We start from the raw sequence: 15,623 nt of genomic DNA on the forward strand, positions 1-15,623 counted from the left end.
ACGGTCGTTCGCTGGCACCGAGGGCTTCGAGGCGTCGCGACGTCAGCGCAAGAAGGTCGAGATGCAGTTTGCACACTTGAAGCGCATCCTGAGGCTTGGTCGACTTCGGCTTCGTGGCCCACGGGGCGCCCAGGACGAGTTTGTTCTGGCCGCCATCGCTCAAAATCTGAGGCGCCTCGCGTCGTTCGTTGCGCGACCACCACCCTCTCATACTTTGCGCATTGCGTAGCGTAGGAGTTGCGTGAGAGCATTAGGGTCGGCGGATCAAAGCCGGTCGGCCATACCGAATGGCCGAAAGGCATCCGTCGGTTACAGCCGACTTTTGCAACAAAATCGGCCCAAAGCCGATCTCCGGCTTGGCTGACAACGCCAAACGCCTTCCGGAAGGGCACCTGTTGATCTGAATCAATAGTGCGGTTTTGCGTGCATGCTTTTCTTTGGAGCTTCTACTTTAGCGTGCCGACCTGCCCCCTATCCCTCAAACGGTTGTCTAACGTAAGAAAGGGTGCCTGCATGATCCCGATCGATCGACGTGTTTTGCTTGTTCTTGGCGTTGCCGTATCGACGTGCTTGGCGGCCGCCGTACCATCGCGCGCACAATCGCCCGCGGAAGCGCAGCAGATCGCCACCGATGCCTATGTCTATGGCTATTCGCTGATCACGACTGAAGTGACCCGCGTTCAGATGAGCAACGTGCCAAAGGTCGAGGGGTTCACAAGCCCGACCGGTCAATTCGTCAACGTTCCGCGCTATCCGCCTGCGGACTATCGCGGCGTCTCCGCGCCCAACGCTGACACGCTTTACTCGGTTGCTTGGCTCGATCTTGCGGAGCCGCAGGTATTCAGTCACCCAGACATGGGCGACCGTTTCTATCTCTTTGAGCTTACCGATTTGTGGATGTCGGATTCAGAGTCATCGCCGGGCAAGCGGACTGCAAGCGGAAAGGCAGCCAACTACTTGTTCACCGCGCCGGGCTGGAAAGGTGAGGTGCCGGCGGATATGAAACATTTTCCAGTGGCTACGCGCTACATGGTCATTCTCGGCCGCACATATGCCGATGGCAGCGAGGACGATTACAAGGCCGTCAACGCGTTGCAGGCACAGTATAAGATTACGCCCCTTTCCGCTTGGGGAAAGCCGTATACCCCTGTGACACCGCCGGTAAATCCGAGTCCGGGTTTCAGCATGACCGACAAACCGCAGTCGGTCATTCTTGCCATGGGAACGGAGGGATACTTCAATTTATTGGCAAAACTGATGGCATCCGCGGCTCCGGCGCCTGCGACGGATGCACCGATACTCGCGAGCATGGCGAAAATTGGTATCGAGCCTGGGAAGCCGTTCGAAATGAGCAAGCTTGACCCAGTTGTTCAGCAAGCATTGAAGGACATTCCACAGACAGCTCTGAAGAAGATCGAGGCAAACAAGGAAAACCTTGGTGGGATAGTCAACGGCTGGTCGGTTACCAAAGGGTTGGGTACCTACGGCCCTGCCGATTACATGAAGCGAGCGGTGGTGGCGGCATTTGGCTGGCCTGCCAATCAAGAGCGTGACGCTGTCTATCCGAACACCGAAAAGGACTCGGCTGGACAGAAGCTGAGCGGTGCGAACAAGTACACGTTGACCTTCCCAAGAGATGCGACGCCCCCCGTCAACGGTTTCTGGTCGTTCACCATGTATATGATCGACCAAGGCTGGTGGTTCGTCCCAAATCCACTCAACAGGTTTACCGTGAGCATGCGGGACAATCCGAAGTTTAATGCCGACGGGTCGCTGACGCTATACTTCCAAAACGAGTCGCCGGGCGCAGAGAAAGAAGCTAACTGGCTGCCCGCACCGAAAGGTGATTTTGTCCTAATGCTGCGGATGTACTGGCCAAAAGAGACTACCCCTTCCATCATTGATGGAAGCTGGAAAGTGCCGCACGTCGTCAAGGTCAACTGATTAAAACTAACTCCGCCCGGCGCACGAAGTACAGTGCCGGCGGAGTTCTCTGCGCGCGAAGTCGCTACGGACGGCCTCTTCTGGCCCAACTGCGAAGTTGCGCCGCATCTGCTAGAGGTCCGCTCACCGCTCCTCAATGGACATCGCGCGATAGCATGGAGCGGGCTCCGTTGCTTTTGGCACTCTCACGAGATTGACTGCCAAGTCAGTAAGGAACAGGCTTGTTTTTCGTATCATCCGCCACCTGCCTTCGATGTTAACGCGAGAAGAACATCTCAAACGGAGCAAGAAAGCCGCGCTCGCGCTTCTGAGCGCTGGCCGTATGCGCGAGGCGGTTTCTTCGATGATGACGGATATCGTCAAGAGCCCAAGCAGCGCATTGCCTCATGAAATCCATGCATTCGGTATCTGTGCTGCCGCGGCTGGCGACACAAAGGCGGTGCGAGAATACATCGAAGGCTTTATCTGACTCTCTCAGCTCCATGACCCGCATTTGGCCCTTAACCGAACAGGGTTGAGCGCATTCCGGTGTCGGTTATCCGACGCAGGCCGGATGCGAGGTCGTGCCCGCTTCGATCGCCGCTCGCTTGCGAGCTATCTGCTGGCGAAAAATTGCTAACCCATGACGGTCTTATCCAGGGGTTTTGGTCCCAGGGCGCATGCGACGATTGGCTAGCTTGCGCTTGGTGGGCGACGCCTGTCTCCTGTCCAGACGGAGGAAATCGCTATGAGTTTGTGGAGCGGTTTTGCGTTCCTCGTGATCGCACTCATCCTTTCGTTTGTCGGCCGTCCGAACAGGGCGGGAGAGCATCCATGGTTCTTACGCTTTGATACCGCTGTCGTACTCTATCCTCCAATCGTTTTGGTGTTCTTCGCGGTCGGCTTTGCCGCCGTCGTGACATGGCTCACCAAATAGAACGCAGCGCTTGTTTCGGGCTTGAATTGCCACCATCGCCTTGTATAAGGACGCATGGGTGCTCGCTGAATTGGGCAGCGACAGGTAACGCGATGGTCGGGCCGCCACGCGGATGACCTGCGCCCATGAATTACAAACCTACATTTGGCGATTTACCCACAGCCCAGCGGCTGGCGGAACAGGCTGCGAACACACTTCATCGATTTCTGCATGTCGAGGCGGTAAGCGGTTTAGCGCTTCTCGTTGCAGCGGCTGCGGCACTGTTCTGGGCAAATTCGACGGCAGCACATAGCTACCACGTCTTTTGGAATCTGCCGTTCGCAATTGGTCTTGGCGAGCACGTCTTCTCCCAGTCACTGCATTTCTGGGTGAATGACGTTTTGATGACTGCCTTTTTTCTTGTTGTAGGCATGGAGATTCGGCGGGAGGTTCATGAAGGCGCATTGAGCCGCCTCGACCAGGCTGTTCTGCCGCTAGTTGCTGCGGCCGGTGGCGTCCTCGTACCGGCACTCATCTATTTGAGCCTCAACAATGATCCTGCTCGGGGGCACGGCTGGGCGGTGCCGACCGCGACGGACATCGCCTTTGCCGTGGGCGTCCTCGCCCTGCTTGGACGAAAAATCCCGGTCAATGTCCGAGTTTTCCTGCTCGCACTAGCGATTATAGACGACATCATTGCAGTCTTGATCATCGCCGTCTTCTACACCGAAAGTCTGCAGTGGGGCGGCTTTGTTATCGCAGCTTCTGGCATTCTTGGGGTCTTAGCATTCCAACGCGTCGGGATCGGTGCGGCACTGCCTTATTTGGTTCCGGGCTTGTTGATTTGGGGCGGTTTCTTCATCGCCGGGGTCCATCCAACACTTGCAGGAGTGGTGCTCGGGCTGATGACTCCGGCTCGCCCCTTAGCAATGCGGGAACCTCCGCTTGATGTGGCATCGCGAGCACTTGGACAGTTGAAGACTAGCGATGCGATGAAAGAAGGTGATCCGCATTCGTTGCAGCAAGCGTTGCGCGACCTTCACGTCGCTCGCCGCGAGATTCTGCCGCCTGTGTCGCGCGTGCAAATGGCACTGCATACGTGGGTAGCTTACGGAGTGATGCCCATCTTTGCGTTGGCGAATGCAGGGGTCAGCATAACGGGTACGGATGATCTCCCTGCTGCCAGCCTGCTGGTGATGATGGGCACGGCACTTGCTCTGATAGCAGGGAAGCCGCTCGGCGTTATCGGAGCAACTTGGATCGCCGTACGATCGGGGTTCTGCCGACTTGCTCCCGGAGTTTCTTGGGGCGGCGTCCTTCTTGTCGGACTGCTGGCAGGCATCGGCTTCACCATGTCCATCTTCATCTCGATGCTGGCTTTCTCCAATGAAGATTTGTTGAGGGCGGCAAAATTGGGCGTCCTGTTGGGCTCGGTCATAGCCGCCACGCTTGGCCTTGGCTGGGGCGCCTTCTACGTGCGACGTCAGTGAAGGCGATTCAATGTCCTTCAAAGCTCCGCACGTGTCCTTCGTATCATTTGCCGTTGAAGTTCTGCCCTCTGGAATCACTCAGGTAATGATTGTCGAAACTGCCTTGCATCTAGATCCCAAGCACCCCTCATACAACCAATCTGCCGTCGAAACCCTTATTTCGGCTGCGCAGAAGTACGCTGGCGCCAATATTGAAGGTCCTGCCGCTATTCGGCTTGTTTCAACTCAAAGCGGTGAGATATGACTGCCAACCGCTGGCCCTGGTCCCGCTGAACTTCATCACCTCGCTCTGATCGCGAGCAGGTATCGATGAAAGACGACAAACTCCTCCTTTCGCTTTCAGTAGCAGTGGGCCTTCTTGCCTTTGGCTACTCGATATACCTTCTCTACTTCATTTTCCATTGAACTGATCAAGGCTGCGGGCCAGACCTGATACGGGACTTCCGCTTCTGGCCGATCGCGTCGGTCGGCGCAGTGCGCGGCAGGTCTGCCTCCTCAGTAGCGCCGACGAAGTGACCGAATAAGGCCCTGTCATTCGGGGCCCCTTAGCTTCTGTAAATGAAACGCGATTTGAAGCCGCAACGAAAGCCGAATCGCGCTTTAGAAATCAAAATTGGTTCTTTGTCATAATCATAATGACTCCGACGCAAAAATAGAAAATAGGGTGGAAAACACAAAAGCATTGGGAGGAGTAGGTGGATACTGCGAGTCGCCTACGCGCGATGGCATCGTTGTGCCGTCAGACTGCCGCGCATCATCCCGATAGAAGTTGGAAATTGCTCGCCGAAGCTGAGTATTGGGAGCATTTAGCCAATGATGCGGTGCGCGATCACCCGTGCACATCTAGCTTCTCGTTCCCAGCAATGCGAGATGATACGAACATCACGCCATCGGCGCAGGGTGTGGCGGCTGAGCGCTTTTGGTTGCTCAAAGTCCCCTCGACGGTGACAGCCAGCTCTCACTTTTGATGAAGTTATTTCTTTTGGCAGGGGGTGCGTTCATGGATAGCGTAGAGCGGTGCTTCGCCGCAGTGACGGCAATCGGTTTTATTGTGACCGTCGTCGGGATGATATTTCTTCAAACGATCTAAATTCTAGTTCCGCGCGAATGCAGGCCGGCTCGCCGCGACCGGGCTTTGGGCTGTAGGTCAGCCGCGCTGCGCTGAAGATCGCTCGGGAGGCTAAATCTTCAACAGCAATCCCAACGTTCGCGCCATCCGCCTCACCGATCCGGCGTGGCGGCCAAGTTAGGTAAGGCCGCCTCAGTTGGGCCCCCTTGATCTATCTCAAGCGGCGCATAGCGCCACGCCAGATCGTCGGGCCATGGCCGCGCCCGATAAACAGACTGAGAGCAAGGAAGCCAAGCCGTCACGGCTGGACGACGCACGTCGCCTTATTGAGGAGTACGTAGAAGACCTCCGCGAGATCATTCGGAAACTCCGCCGCAAGATGAATTAAGTCCGCCTCAGTTGGCGGCCTCTTTCATTTCAGAATACCTTGCTTCCGCTGTTGGCCCCAAGCGGACCTTCACGGTGATGGCCGTTGAGGGCCGCTTGTGACCCAAAGCGGACATCGCCCTAGTCGGGAGGCGCTCAACATGCTTTGATGAGCCCCAAAGCGAACGCCGGGGCAAGCAAATGCGGTACCTAGTGTTGGGCGCTGGAGGCACCGGTGGCTATTTCGGCGGCCGCCTCGCCGAGAGTGGGGCTGATGTTACATTTCTCGTCCGCGATGGACGTCGCAAGAGCCTTTCTGAGCAAGGGTTGCGGATCGAGAGCCAATTCGGGGACGCACAAATAGCAGTCAAAACGGTGGTCGCGGCGGAGGTAGCGCCGGTTTATGACGCGGTGATCCTGACCTGCAAGGCATATGATCTCGATACTGCAGTCGCGGCAATCGCGCCCGCCGTAGCATCTAACGGCTATGTCCTTCCATTCTTGAACGGCATTGCGCATATCGACGTGCTGAATAAGAAATTTGGCCGACACCGAGTGCTTGGTGGCACGGCAAAAATACAGGCGACGATCTTGCCTGATGGTGCGATCCGGCAGTTCAACGACTGGCGAACGCTTACCTTTGGCGAGCAATCGGGGGAGATGACGGAACGCGTGAGAGAATTGGCCACGCTGTTCGAGACTGCGAAGGGCGTGGAGGTCCTCGCGGTCGCCGATATCGTTCAACGAATGTGGGAAAAGCTGGTCCATCTCTCGACTGCAGCCGCCATGACCTGCCTCATGCGGGCAAATGTCGGCGAGATTATTCGCACCCCATATGGCCGGGACCTTTTTCTCGACCAGCTTCGTTGCGGCGCTGCCATCGCTGCGGCCAACGGGCACGCGCCCAGCGCGGCCTTCATGATATCGTGGGAGGACACGTTCTCCCAGCAGGACTCTATGTACTCCACGTCGATGTTGCGCGACATCGAACGTGGCGGGCAGACCGAGGTGGAGCACATCCTCGGCTTCATGCTTGGCAAGGCGGAGAAGGCGAAGATACCGTGCAACACGCTGTTGCTCGCCTACACCAACGTCAAGGCTTTCGAGCAACGGCGCGCCGCAGGGCGCGTGTCCTGATTGCTTTACCGATGTCCGGTTCTGGCCCTTACCCGAACCAAGGTAATCCCGTCGTGATGGGCCGCGCTCGACGACGACCGCTTGTGACCTAAAGCGGTCGTTTTGATTTAAATCAACGCCGATCAACCGGCATCTCCTTTCTTGCTCCTGATGACGCCGTCACACAAGAGATTCAACGTCACGCTTGCGGTTCGTCGCGCGATGATCGCGACGAATGACCAGAAAGTGTTTCGCACTTATGGGCCGAACGGTAGCGCCTGGAAGTGCGAGCGCAATGGCGTCTCGCCGCGCATGCTCTGGAAACTGCTCGCGAACGAACTGATAGAGGACGAGCCACAGAGGACAGTCACGACAGCCGCACCCGCAACCATCCGCATGCGCCTGACTAAGGTTGGACTAGATATTTTAAAAGCGAGCTTAGACGGGAAAGCATGAGGCAATTCTCATAATGATCTTCGACACGTGCGAGTCGGACTGCCGCAGGTGCCGGTATTTGCTGCAGCACCATTTTCACGTTTCGGTCGTGTCAGGCTGTCGTCAGCTTTCTAAGATTGAAAATTGGCTTCAGCTGCAGAGTGTTAGCTAGTTCATAATTTTGTGGTGCCTGCGAGCTTAAGCTTTCGAGACAAACGCTCGGGAGGCAACGATGACACCCGGCTGGCTCATTGTCCTTGTGACGATCGCCTCTATCTCCTTTCTGACCGTTGTGACTTGATCATTCTTGGTGCTTGGTAGGCAGCTGAAGAGTATCGTCGAGAGCGCTCTGAAGGGGCGCCCACGGACCGACGCGACCTCATATTGGTCGAAGCTCGATTGGGTGCGGCATGGATTGCCCGAAGTGCGGCAGATTCAACCTAGAGGGAAAGAAGGTCTGCGGCGATTGCGGCGCGGCGCTATCCTTTCGCTGCCCCGCGTGCGGAGCCGACAATCCGAAAGGAAAGAACTTCTGTGGTGACTGCGGTGCGGCGCTCACGCCAACAGTACTGCCGCTAGTCACGGCGGCTGCCGGCGCATCGACCTCGATAACGTCACGGGTCACCGAGCGTTCGAGCTTATCACCCGTACCAAGTTCTTCCGCCGAGCGCCGCCAGCTCACAGTTATGTTCTGCGACCTTGTCGGCTCGACAGCGCTTGCGACGAAGCTCGACCCAGAAGATCTACGGGACATAATCGCCAAGTACCGCGATAGCGTAGCGGCGGTCGTCCGCAAATACGGAGGAACCATCAGCCGCTACATCGGAGATGGCATGCTCATCCTCTTCGGCCATCCCTCTGCGCATGAGGACGATGCCGAACGCAGCGTGCGCGCTGCGCTTGAGATCGCCGCGACCAGGCATGTGCCTGGAGGGCCGCCCGAGTTCGAGCTGCGGGTTCGTCTTGGACTCGCGACTGGTCTCGTCATCGTAGGTGATCTTATCGGCAGCGAGGCTGCAGAAACACAGGCGGTCCTTGGCGAGACGCCGAACCTTGCTGCTAGGCTGCAGGCGCTCGCTGAACCAGATGGCGTGGTCATCGCTGAGGACACGCGACGGCTCATCGGCGGGCTTTTTGACTATGAAAACCTCGGCGCGGTGACTCTGAAAGGCTTTGCCGCCCCGGTGCAAGCCTGGCGGGTGCTTCATGAGGGAACGGCAGAAAGCCGCTTCGAGGCGTTGCACCCTTCGATGCTCGCTCCGCTGGTAGGGCGTGAGGAAGAACTCGCGCGACTGGAGCGGAGCTGGGACCTTGCGAAGGCGGATAGCGGCCAAGTAATGCTGCTCGTCGGCGAGGCTGGCATTGGCAAGTCGCGCCTCGTTGCGGCTCTCCAAGAGCGTATCGAGCGCGAGCCGCACACCTTCTTGCGATATTTCTGCTCGCCTCATCATCAGGAAAGTGCGCTCTATCCCTTCACCGCTCAACTCCAGCGAGCTGCTGGTTTCGATCGTGAGGACGCGCCAACAGTGAAGCTCAAAAAGCTCCGGCTGCTACTATCCCCAGCATTGCCGTCCGACGAGGACGTGGCGATCCTGGCCGAGTTGCTGTCGATTCCCGGCGGTGACCTGTATCTGCCGGTTGCTGCTACGCCGCAACAAAAGAAGGAGAGAAGCTTCGCCGCTCTGGTCCGCCAGCTTGAAGTTCTTGCAGAAAAACACCCAGTCATGGTCGTGTTCGAGGACATGCAGTGGATCGATCCGAGCTCGCGCGAGCTGCTGGACCGGACGGTCGATCGCGTAGCAAGCTTACCAGTTTTGGTCCTGATCACCTACCGCCCCGAGCTCCAGTTGATATGGAGCGGAAAGCCGCACGTCAGTTTGCTTGTGATGAACCGGCTGGACCAGAAAGCGGGTGCCTCGCTGATCCGAAGCGTGGCCGGTAGCCGGACGTTGCCGACCGAAATTGTTAATGAGATTGCTGAACGAACGGATGGCGTGCCGTTGTTCGTTGAGGAGTTGACCAAAGCGGTGCTCGAGACAAGCAACGAGGGGATCCCGCGAGCCATCTCCTTCGCGCCGCTACCCGGACTTGCTGTGCCGGCCACGCTCCATGCTTCATTGATGGCGCGGCTCGACCGGATCGGTCCGATAGCCAAGGAAGTGGCGCAGATCGGCGCGGCCATCGGCCGCGAGTTCTCCTACGACCTGCTTGCCGCCGTTGTACAGCGATGCGACAATGAGCTGCAGGCTGCACTTGATCGGCTAATCAATGCCGAGCTCATGTTTGGGCGCGGCGAACCGCCTGACGCCAATTTCTTGTTCAAACACGCACTGATCCAAGATGCGGCGTACGGCACGCTGTTGCGCAGCCAACGCCGCGAGCTGCACGCCCGAATCGTGGGCGCGCTTGAGGAGAGGCTCTATAAGGGCATTCAAGAGCGACCGGAGATCCTAGCCCATCATTGCACGCATGCAGGTCTGATCGAAAAGGCAGTGTCGTATTGGCAGGAAGCCGGTGAGCGCTCAAAAGCTCGATCGGCAATGACAGAAGCAATCGCGCAGATGCGAAAAGCGCTCGATCTGCTATCCCATCTGCCCGATACCGCCGGACGCCAAGGCATCGAAGCCGACCTCCAGCTCGCACTCGGCGGCGCACTGATCGCTGCGAAGGGACATGCGGCCGAAGAGACCGGCAAGGCTTATGCCCGGGCTCGCCGCCTTTGCGAGTTACTGAACGATAGGCCGAACCTGCTCAAGACGCTTTGGGGGCAGTTCGTGCACTATCATGTGCGGGGCGAAACGGACCGATCGCATCGCATCGCTGAGGAACTGCTAGATTTGGCCGGACGACAGAACGATGCGGCCATTCTTGTCGCCGGTCATCGGGCTGTCGGCGACAGCTACCTTCATCGCGGGCAATTGGCCTTGGCGCGCGTCCATCTCGAGCGGGGGCTTGCCCTTTACGATCCGTCGCAGCAGCGCTCTTTGACGGCACTGTTCGCAGAAAACGCCCGCGTGGCGATGCTTTCGTTCCTCTCGCTAACCTATAGCCTTCTTGGATTTCCCGATCAGGCGCTTGTTCAGAGCAGTGAGGCAATCTCGGAGGCGCGCGGGTCGTCCCATCCAATCAGCCTTGCCTTCGCGCTGAGCGTCGCTTGCCGGTTGCATTTCGTCCTCGATGACGCGGGTATGGTCGCGCAACTGGCAGAGGAGCTAGTTGCGCTAACCTCGGAGCAGCGATTTGCCTTCTTTCTCGCGATGGGGACCGCCTATCGCGGTTGGACGATGGCCGAAGCCGGCGACGCCGAGGCCGGGGTGGATTTACTGCGACACGGTATCGAGGGATTCCAGGCGTCCGGCGCAGCATGGACTCTTCCGTTCTACCTTGCGCAGCTCGCGGCAGCCGAGGCAAAGAGAGCACGATTTGAAACCGGCCTCGATCAACTCTCCGACGCCTTAGTACTAACCGAGAAATTGGGGGTGCGATGGTTCGAGGCCGAGCTGCATCGGCGACGAGGCGACTTGATGCTGACGGCTCGGCCGGACGCCGAGGCCGAGGCTGAGACCGAGTTTCGACGCGCCATTGCTATTGCTCGCCAACAGGAGGCGAAACTCTGGGAGGTCCGCTCTGCCGTCACTCTCGCCCGACTCTGGCGCCGCCAGGGCAAGGGTGATGAAGCACGCGACCTTCTCGCCCCGGTCTACGATTGGTTCGACGAGGGCTTCGATGTTCGCGACTTGAAGGACAGCAAGGCACTCTTAGAAGAACTCTGCACCTAGCACGAAGCTATCTCCGAGCTCGCAGGCACGGCATCTCAATACCTTCACTCCTCACGCGCAAGGTTGTGCATCGAGCTGCCCGGAGCAGGGGCAAGTGGTGAAATGCTCCATGAACGAGTCTGTTCGTTCCAAGCTCGCAGGGCCGTTTTCGGCCCGAAGTCCACCGATAGGCCAGAGGGTGTTTCTTAATGGATCATCGCTGCCGCGCGGCGCGACACGCTGGCTGCGCCCCGCGCGCGTTTGCTAGGCGATCTTCGTGGTGCCCGTAGTTGCCCAGGTAAACCGCGTCTCAAGCTGCGCTTCGGAGGACCCGCCAAAGCGCCGACACAAATTTCAAGAGTGGCCGGGATGGCGCATCGTCCTGTCGATCCGGCGCGGCCGATGGTGCGGCGCTGTCCAACTCGGCCAGCCGCTCCACCATGCCTTCCAGTCGCAATGGTAGCGGGGTGAGATCGTCCGTGAGGGTGCCGCGAAGTCGCTCACCAATTTCGTTGCAGATCGCCCGGCGATGCTCCACGGACGCGGTCGAAGGGGTATCTGCCATGGCTGCCACCGTTGGCCTTGACGTGCACCGCCTCCTTGCCGTGCACGGATATCCTGCCGCCACCGTAGTAACGAGCGACATGCCACCTTGATCCCGGCTTCGCACAAATACCGCTGCTCCGAACGTCCAAAGTTCTCAGATCGCCAACCGGGCTCCCATGCTATCATGTTCGCCCGCGTGGGCTTAGGAGGCAAGAAATGTCTACCTACCTGCGATTACAAACCGTCGATTTAAAGCCGGAAATGGTCAGCCGCATCACCGCAGCTTACGAGCAGGCGCTCCATACGCTTTGTGTCCAGGATCGCGACGACCCGCTCACGGAAATGGTCGCAAGCAAGATCATCAAGATCGCGCAAACGGAGGTCCTTGCCCCGGCACAAATTGCGGCTTTGGCGATCAAGGAACTCGAAATGCGTTAGGCATCTTTGCTTAACGCGCTTGGAACTGAAACATTCCCGACTTCGGCAGGTTAGCTATTAGGCTTCGGGGCTTCGCAATATGCGAGGCACGCTATGACGCCTCTACCACCGGGCGAAGCAATTCTCACTGTCGGCATCATGAGCCTCACTGTCCTAATCGAGGTTGCGCTTTTCGCCTCGATCGGGATGTTCTGATAGACGCGCGCGGCGGGTTGGCCTGGGAGACGCCTCAATCCCGGCCAAAATTTTTCCATCATTCGCAACCACGGACCAGCCCGCAACGGAACCAATTTTCAGCGAACACAATTGTCTTGTCGTCAGCAATGGGAGGATCATCGCCATGAGGATCAAATATCTCTCCGCGATTGTAATAGCTGTTCTTGCCGCTGGTACCGGGCTGGCCGTCAATTCTCTCGGCTCGCTGCCTACCGAAAAGCAGTCCACGCCGAACATGCAAGTGGCAGACCGACTAGCTGCCTCGGTTGATCCATTCTTGCTTCGGTACGGTGGCTAACAGGCGGCGTTGCAGCCAACGGTGCTTGCATCCAGTGGTAATTCATTTCGCGCTGTGGTTGGATTTTTATTCGCGCAGCAGCGATCTTGAGTTGTTTGACGAAGTTTTGCTGAAACAGAAGGCTGCTATGCTAGATTTTAGGTAATTAGCCCTGTTCCGTTTTTGCACCGACAAGCAAGTTAGCTGATCATCCTTTGAAGTTTGACGCAGCCTGTGGATGGGCTCACATCGGGCAGCATCGCTGGGGCTTAGAAACTCGGAATATCTCATAGCGATACTCAAACGATGGGGGCCCCCATGCCCGCCATATTCAACCTGCTCTATCGCGAATACTGCCGCGCCCGCCTGGCTGAAATGCGGAAACAGCTTCTGATTGCCAGACAAAGTCCTGAAGGCCTGCAAGCCGATTACGATCGTGCTGATCAGGATAGCGTTGGCAGGACAGACACGCAGCATGAAATCAATTACGGCGCGCCGAATTGAAGCGGCCGCGAGACATTGGACTCTCCTTGACGCCGTTGCGCTCGTCCCTGACCATTTTCGTTTGACGGCTCTCGGGGGTTGGTAGGCGGCGCACGGGTGCGGCGCTTGCGTCATGGCTACGCTAGCTGCGCTTGGGCACAGGCAAATGCGACAGCCGTGAATTTCAAGTATGTCCTTAGTCCCGCAGAGGCGCGGAGACGATACGCTGGCATGGAAAGCACTTGTAGACCCGTACAGCCTGCCGATCCACGATTGCGCGCAACGCTCAACCCCAAGCGGACCTTGCTCGCCGCCGCCCCGCAAATGCAGCTATGCCGCTTACACAGTCATATGACAAAGTGATAGATTGTTCGCGCCCCGCGTGATCCTTGGAGGGCACATGCGACAGCGGGAGTTCATCGCGGGTACAGCGATCACCGCAGCCCTGAGCTTCGCAAAGCCTGTTTGCGCTCAGACCGATGCTCGGTCGCCGGGCATAAAACGGATCGCGATCGTCCATACCGCCGAAAAGCCCGAGGGAATGACTATCAACGGTCGCCTGACGTTCAAAGCTATTTTGGGGAGTTGAAGAGGCATGGCTATGTCGAAAGACAAAACCTGCTCGTGGACCGGTACTCGGCGCTCGGTCGGTCCGAACACTATGGAGACTTGGCTCGCACAATCATTGCCAGTCATCCTGATTTGATCATCTCGCTTTCCGGCCCGATTGCACGCCAGTTGAAGCCCCTGACCACTACAATTCCAATATTAGTTAGCAGCGGTGACCCGGTCGCCGGCGGAGTCGTGACGAACCTGGCCAAACCGGATGGAAATATCACTGGAGTGAGTGTTGATGCGGGATTGGGAGTATACGACAAGCGTCTGCAATTCCTTAGCGAGACGGTGCGAAACCTACGCAATGTGCGGGTGCTCATTCCTTCATCTGCGACAATGTTTTGGGAAACGGGTCTCGCACCGCTCCGAGAAGCCGCAGGCCGGGTTGGTATTCGGATTGCCGCTGTATTGCTCAGCGAGAAGCTCGACGGAGCAGCGTATGAGCGGGTGTTCGATGAAATGGAAACAGACCGCGTTGACGGTCTCATGGTTGCGCATCAGGGCGAACACCTTACGAACCGTCAACTAATCGCTGATCTAGCTGCCAAACACCGTCTGCCTGCTGTCTACCCTCATCGTGAATTCGTCGATGTGGGCGGTCTGCTGAGTTACGGCACTGATCTTGGGGACGCCATGCTTCGCCTTGCCGATATGACCGATCAAGTGATGAAAGGCGCAAAACCGGCTGGCATCCCGTTTTACCAGCAAATCAAATTCGAGCTGGTGCTCAATCGAACAACGGCAAAGTCGCTTGGGCTGGAATTTCCGGTGAGTTTGTTGGCTGTCGCCGACGAGGTGATCGAATAGCGCTTCATATCTGCTGCAGCGGCACTGGAGGCGGGCTTAGCGAGCGCTGCAAGTTTCAAGGATTGGGCGCAAGCCGGTTTGCTTTTAGCATACGGCGCTGACCCCCGAGATCTCTTTCGCACCAGCTGGTTTCGTTGACAAGATTATCAAAGGAGAAAGCCCGCCGAAGCGCCCGTCGAACAGCCAATCAAGTTTGAATTGGTCGTCAATTGCCAAACTGCCGGAGCGCTCGGTCTGACCGTGCCACCGTCCGTGCTCGCCCGTGCCGACGAGATAATCGAATGAGCTCTGCGTGCATGAGTCCGTTAGTGGCCCATCAGCGCAGTTGAGACACCTGAGTTCCGCTTAGCGGGTCGGTACGGACGTTGATTGCTCAGGCCGAGTTTTCGCCCTTTGACCCAAAGTGGACCTTTGGCAGTCCAATATATGTTGCCTGACCTAGCTCAATGGATCGTCTGGTCTTTGCCGATCAATCAATAAGACCATGAAACCTACGTCCGAAGAACCGCTCCCGAATAAAGATGAGCCCCCGAGCGCAGTAGCGCGACGGATCATAGAGGACTATGCGAACGTCCTACGGGAGATCATCAAGAAGCTACGCAAGAAGCTTTTGAATTAGAGGCAGCCCTACTGTCATACTGGTGGGGTCCGTTCTTTTATCTGGTGCAACCCTTCCATTGGTGGCACGTTAGGAACCATCACCGAACGGATCGTGGCTTTTATCGGTGATGAGAACGCCGGTAGCGCTCCCGCCTTCCTCTCACGGAAAGGAGCCGCGCCGTGCAAAGGCGACGCCGTTTCAAACAAACCAAATGCCTCGAAGAGCGCCTTGCCGAAGAAGCAAAGGAGCTGCGCACCGTGGCCGCAACGCTTCCACCCGGCCCCACGCGGGACGCGGTACTGCGGAAGGCCCGGCAGGACGAAACTGCCGCGCACATGACCGAGTGGCTTAATTCGCCCGGCCTCAAGCCGCCGACCTAAGCCCGTTCTTGTGCGTAAAGAGCTGGTCGAGAAATGCCGCACGAGGGCGGAGCAATGCCGCTTAAATGCCAAGTCCGCACGGAGCGACTTTGATGAAGCTGCGTGGCTGGACCTCGCTGACGACTGGACAAAGCTAGCGGAAGCCTTCGAACATGAGGACGATCCCAAGTGGACGAACTAAGGGGCC

Annotated in this window: 15 protein-coding genes; 13 read left to right on the forward strand and 2 right to left on the reverse strand. The window is 57.7% G+C overall.

Annotation, left to right across the window (positions count from 1 at the left end; translation table 11 throughout):
* From BM190_RS21355 to BM190_RS21400, 9 genes are all read left to right on the forward strand, one after another.
* Positions 1-229: transposase (locus BM190_RS21355; RefSeq protein WP_143109065.1), on the forward strand; the 229-nt coding region annotated here is incomplete at its 5' end.
* A gap of 284 nt (positions 230-513) precedes the next feature.
* Positions 514-1,944 carry a DUF1254 domain-containing protein gene (locus BM190_RS21360; RefSeq protein WP_092258680.1) on the forward strand — a complete coding sequence of 477 codons (1,431 nt, stop codon included), beginning with the start codon at positions 514-516 and terminating at the stop codon, positions 1,942-1,944.
* Positions 1,945-2,137: 193 nt separating this feature from the next.
* Complete coding sequence (locus tag BM190_RS39675) at positions 2,138-2,413, forward strand: hypothetical protein (RefSeq protein ID WP_143109066.1); 276 nt, start codon at positions 2,138-2,140, stop codon at positions 2,411-2,413.
* A gap of 258 nt (positions 2,414-2,671) precedes the next feature.
* The gene (locus BM190_RS21370) at positions 2,672-2,860 is read left to right on the forward strand and encodes a hypothetical protein (protein WP_092258687.1); all 189 of its coding nucleotides are present in this window, start codon (positions 2,672-2,674) and stop codon (positions 2,858-2,860) included.
* A gap of 125 nt (positions 2,861-2,985) precedes the next feature.
* Positions 2,986-4,329 carry a Na+/H+ antiporter NhaA gene (gene nhaA, locus BM190_RS21375; RefSeq protein WP_092258690.1) on the forward strand — a complete coding sequence of 448 codons (1,344 nt, stop codon included), beginning with the start codon at positions 2,986-2,988 and terminating at the stop codon, positions 4,327-4,329.
* 10 nt (positions 4,330-4,339) lie between these two features.
* Complete coding sequence (locus BM190_RS21380; protein WP_092258694.1) at positions 4,340-4,573, forward strand: hypothetical protein; 234 nt, start codon at positions 4,340-4,342, stop codon at positions 4,571-4,573.
* A gap of 1,392 nt (positions 4,574-5,965) precedes the next feature.
* Positions 5,966-6,901, forward strand: a complete 936-nt coding sequence (locus BM190_RS21390) for a 2-dehydropantoate 2-reductase (protein ID WP_092258700.1) — start codon at positions 5,966-5,968, stop codon at positions 6,899-6,901.
* A 141-nt stretch (positions 6,902-7,042) separates the two neighbouring features.
* A complete protein-coding gene (locus BM190_RS21395; RefSeq protein ID WP_092258703.1) occupies positions 7,043-7,336 on the forward strand; it encodes a hypothetical protein in 294 nt (97 codons plus the stop codon).
* A gap of 389 nt (positions 7,337-7,725) precedes the next feature.
* Entirely contained in the window at positions 7,726-11,094 is a 3,369-nt protein-coding gene (locus BM190_RS21400) for an adenylate/guanylate cyclase domain-containing protein (protein ID WP_092258706.1), read from the forward strand.
* Between the two features lie 289 nt (positions 11,095-11,383).
* On the opposite strand, the gene BM190_RS21405 is transcribed toward BM190_RS21400, so the two are convergent.
* Positions 11,384-11,638 carry a hypothetical protein gene (locus BM190_RS21405; protein ID WP_092258709.1) on the reverse strand — a complete coding sequence of 85 codons (255 nt, stop codon included), beginning with the start codon at positions 11,636-11,638 and terminating at the stop codon, positions 11,384-11,386.
* A 197-nt stretch (positions 11,639-11,835) separates the two neighbouring features.
* Here BM190_RS21405 and BM190_RS21415 point away from each other — a divergent pair, with 197 nt between their 5' ends.
* Entirely contained in the window at positions 11,836-12,057 is a 222-nt protein-coding gene (locus BM190_RS21415) for a hypothetical protein (RefSeq protein WP_026201980.1), read from the forward strand.
* Positions 12,058-12,210: 153 nt separating this feature from the next.
* On the opposite strand, the gene BM190_RS40600 is transcribed toward BM190_RS21415, so the two are convergent.
* Positions 12,211-12,399, reverse strand: a complete 189-nt coding sequence (locus tag BM190_RS40600) for a hypothetical protein (protein ID WP_177237204.1) — start codon at positions 12,397-12,399, stop codon at positions 12,211-12,213.
* 469 nt (positions 12,400-12,868) lie between these two features.
* On the opposite strand from BM190_RS40600, the gene BM190_RS21420 reads away from it, so the two are divergent.
* The 3 genes from BM190_RS21420 to BM190_RS21425 all read left to right on the forward strand — a co-directional run bounded on the left by BM190_RS21420 (position 12,869) and on the right by BM190_RS21425 (position 14,455).
* Positions 12,869-13,054: a hypothetical protein gene (locus BM190_RS21420; RefSeq protein WP_091967664.1), complete on the forward strand. Its 186-nt coding sequence runs from the start codon at positions 12,869-12,871 to the stop codon at positions 13,052-13,054.
* Positions 13,055-13,433: 379 nt separating this feature from the next.
* A complete protein-coding gene (locus BM190_RS40605) occupies positions 13,434-13,622 on the forward strand; it encodes a hypothetical protein (RefSeq protein WP_177237205.1) in 189 nt (62 codons plus the stop codon).
* Positions 13,623-13,657: 35 nt separating this feature from the next.
* Positions 13,658-14,455, forward strand: coding sequence for an ABC transporter substrate-binding protein (locus tag BM190_RS21425; RefSeq protein ID WP_244550692.1), 798 nt, complete (start codon positions 13,658-13,660; stop codon positions 14,453-14,455).
* The last annotated feature ends 1,168 nt before the right edge of the window (positions 14,456-15,623 follow it).

It is taken from the genome of Bradyrhizobium sp. Rc3b (genome assembly GCF_900114915.1).
Classification (GTDB): Bacteria; Pseudomonadota; Alphaproteobacteria; order Rhizobiales; family Xanthobacteraceae; genus Bradyrhizobium.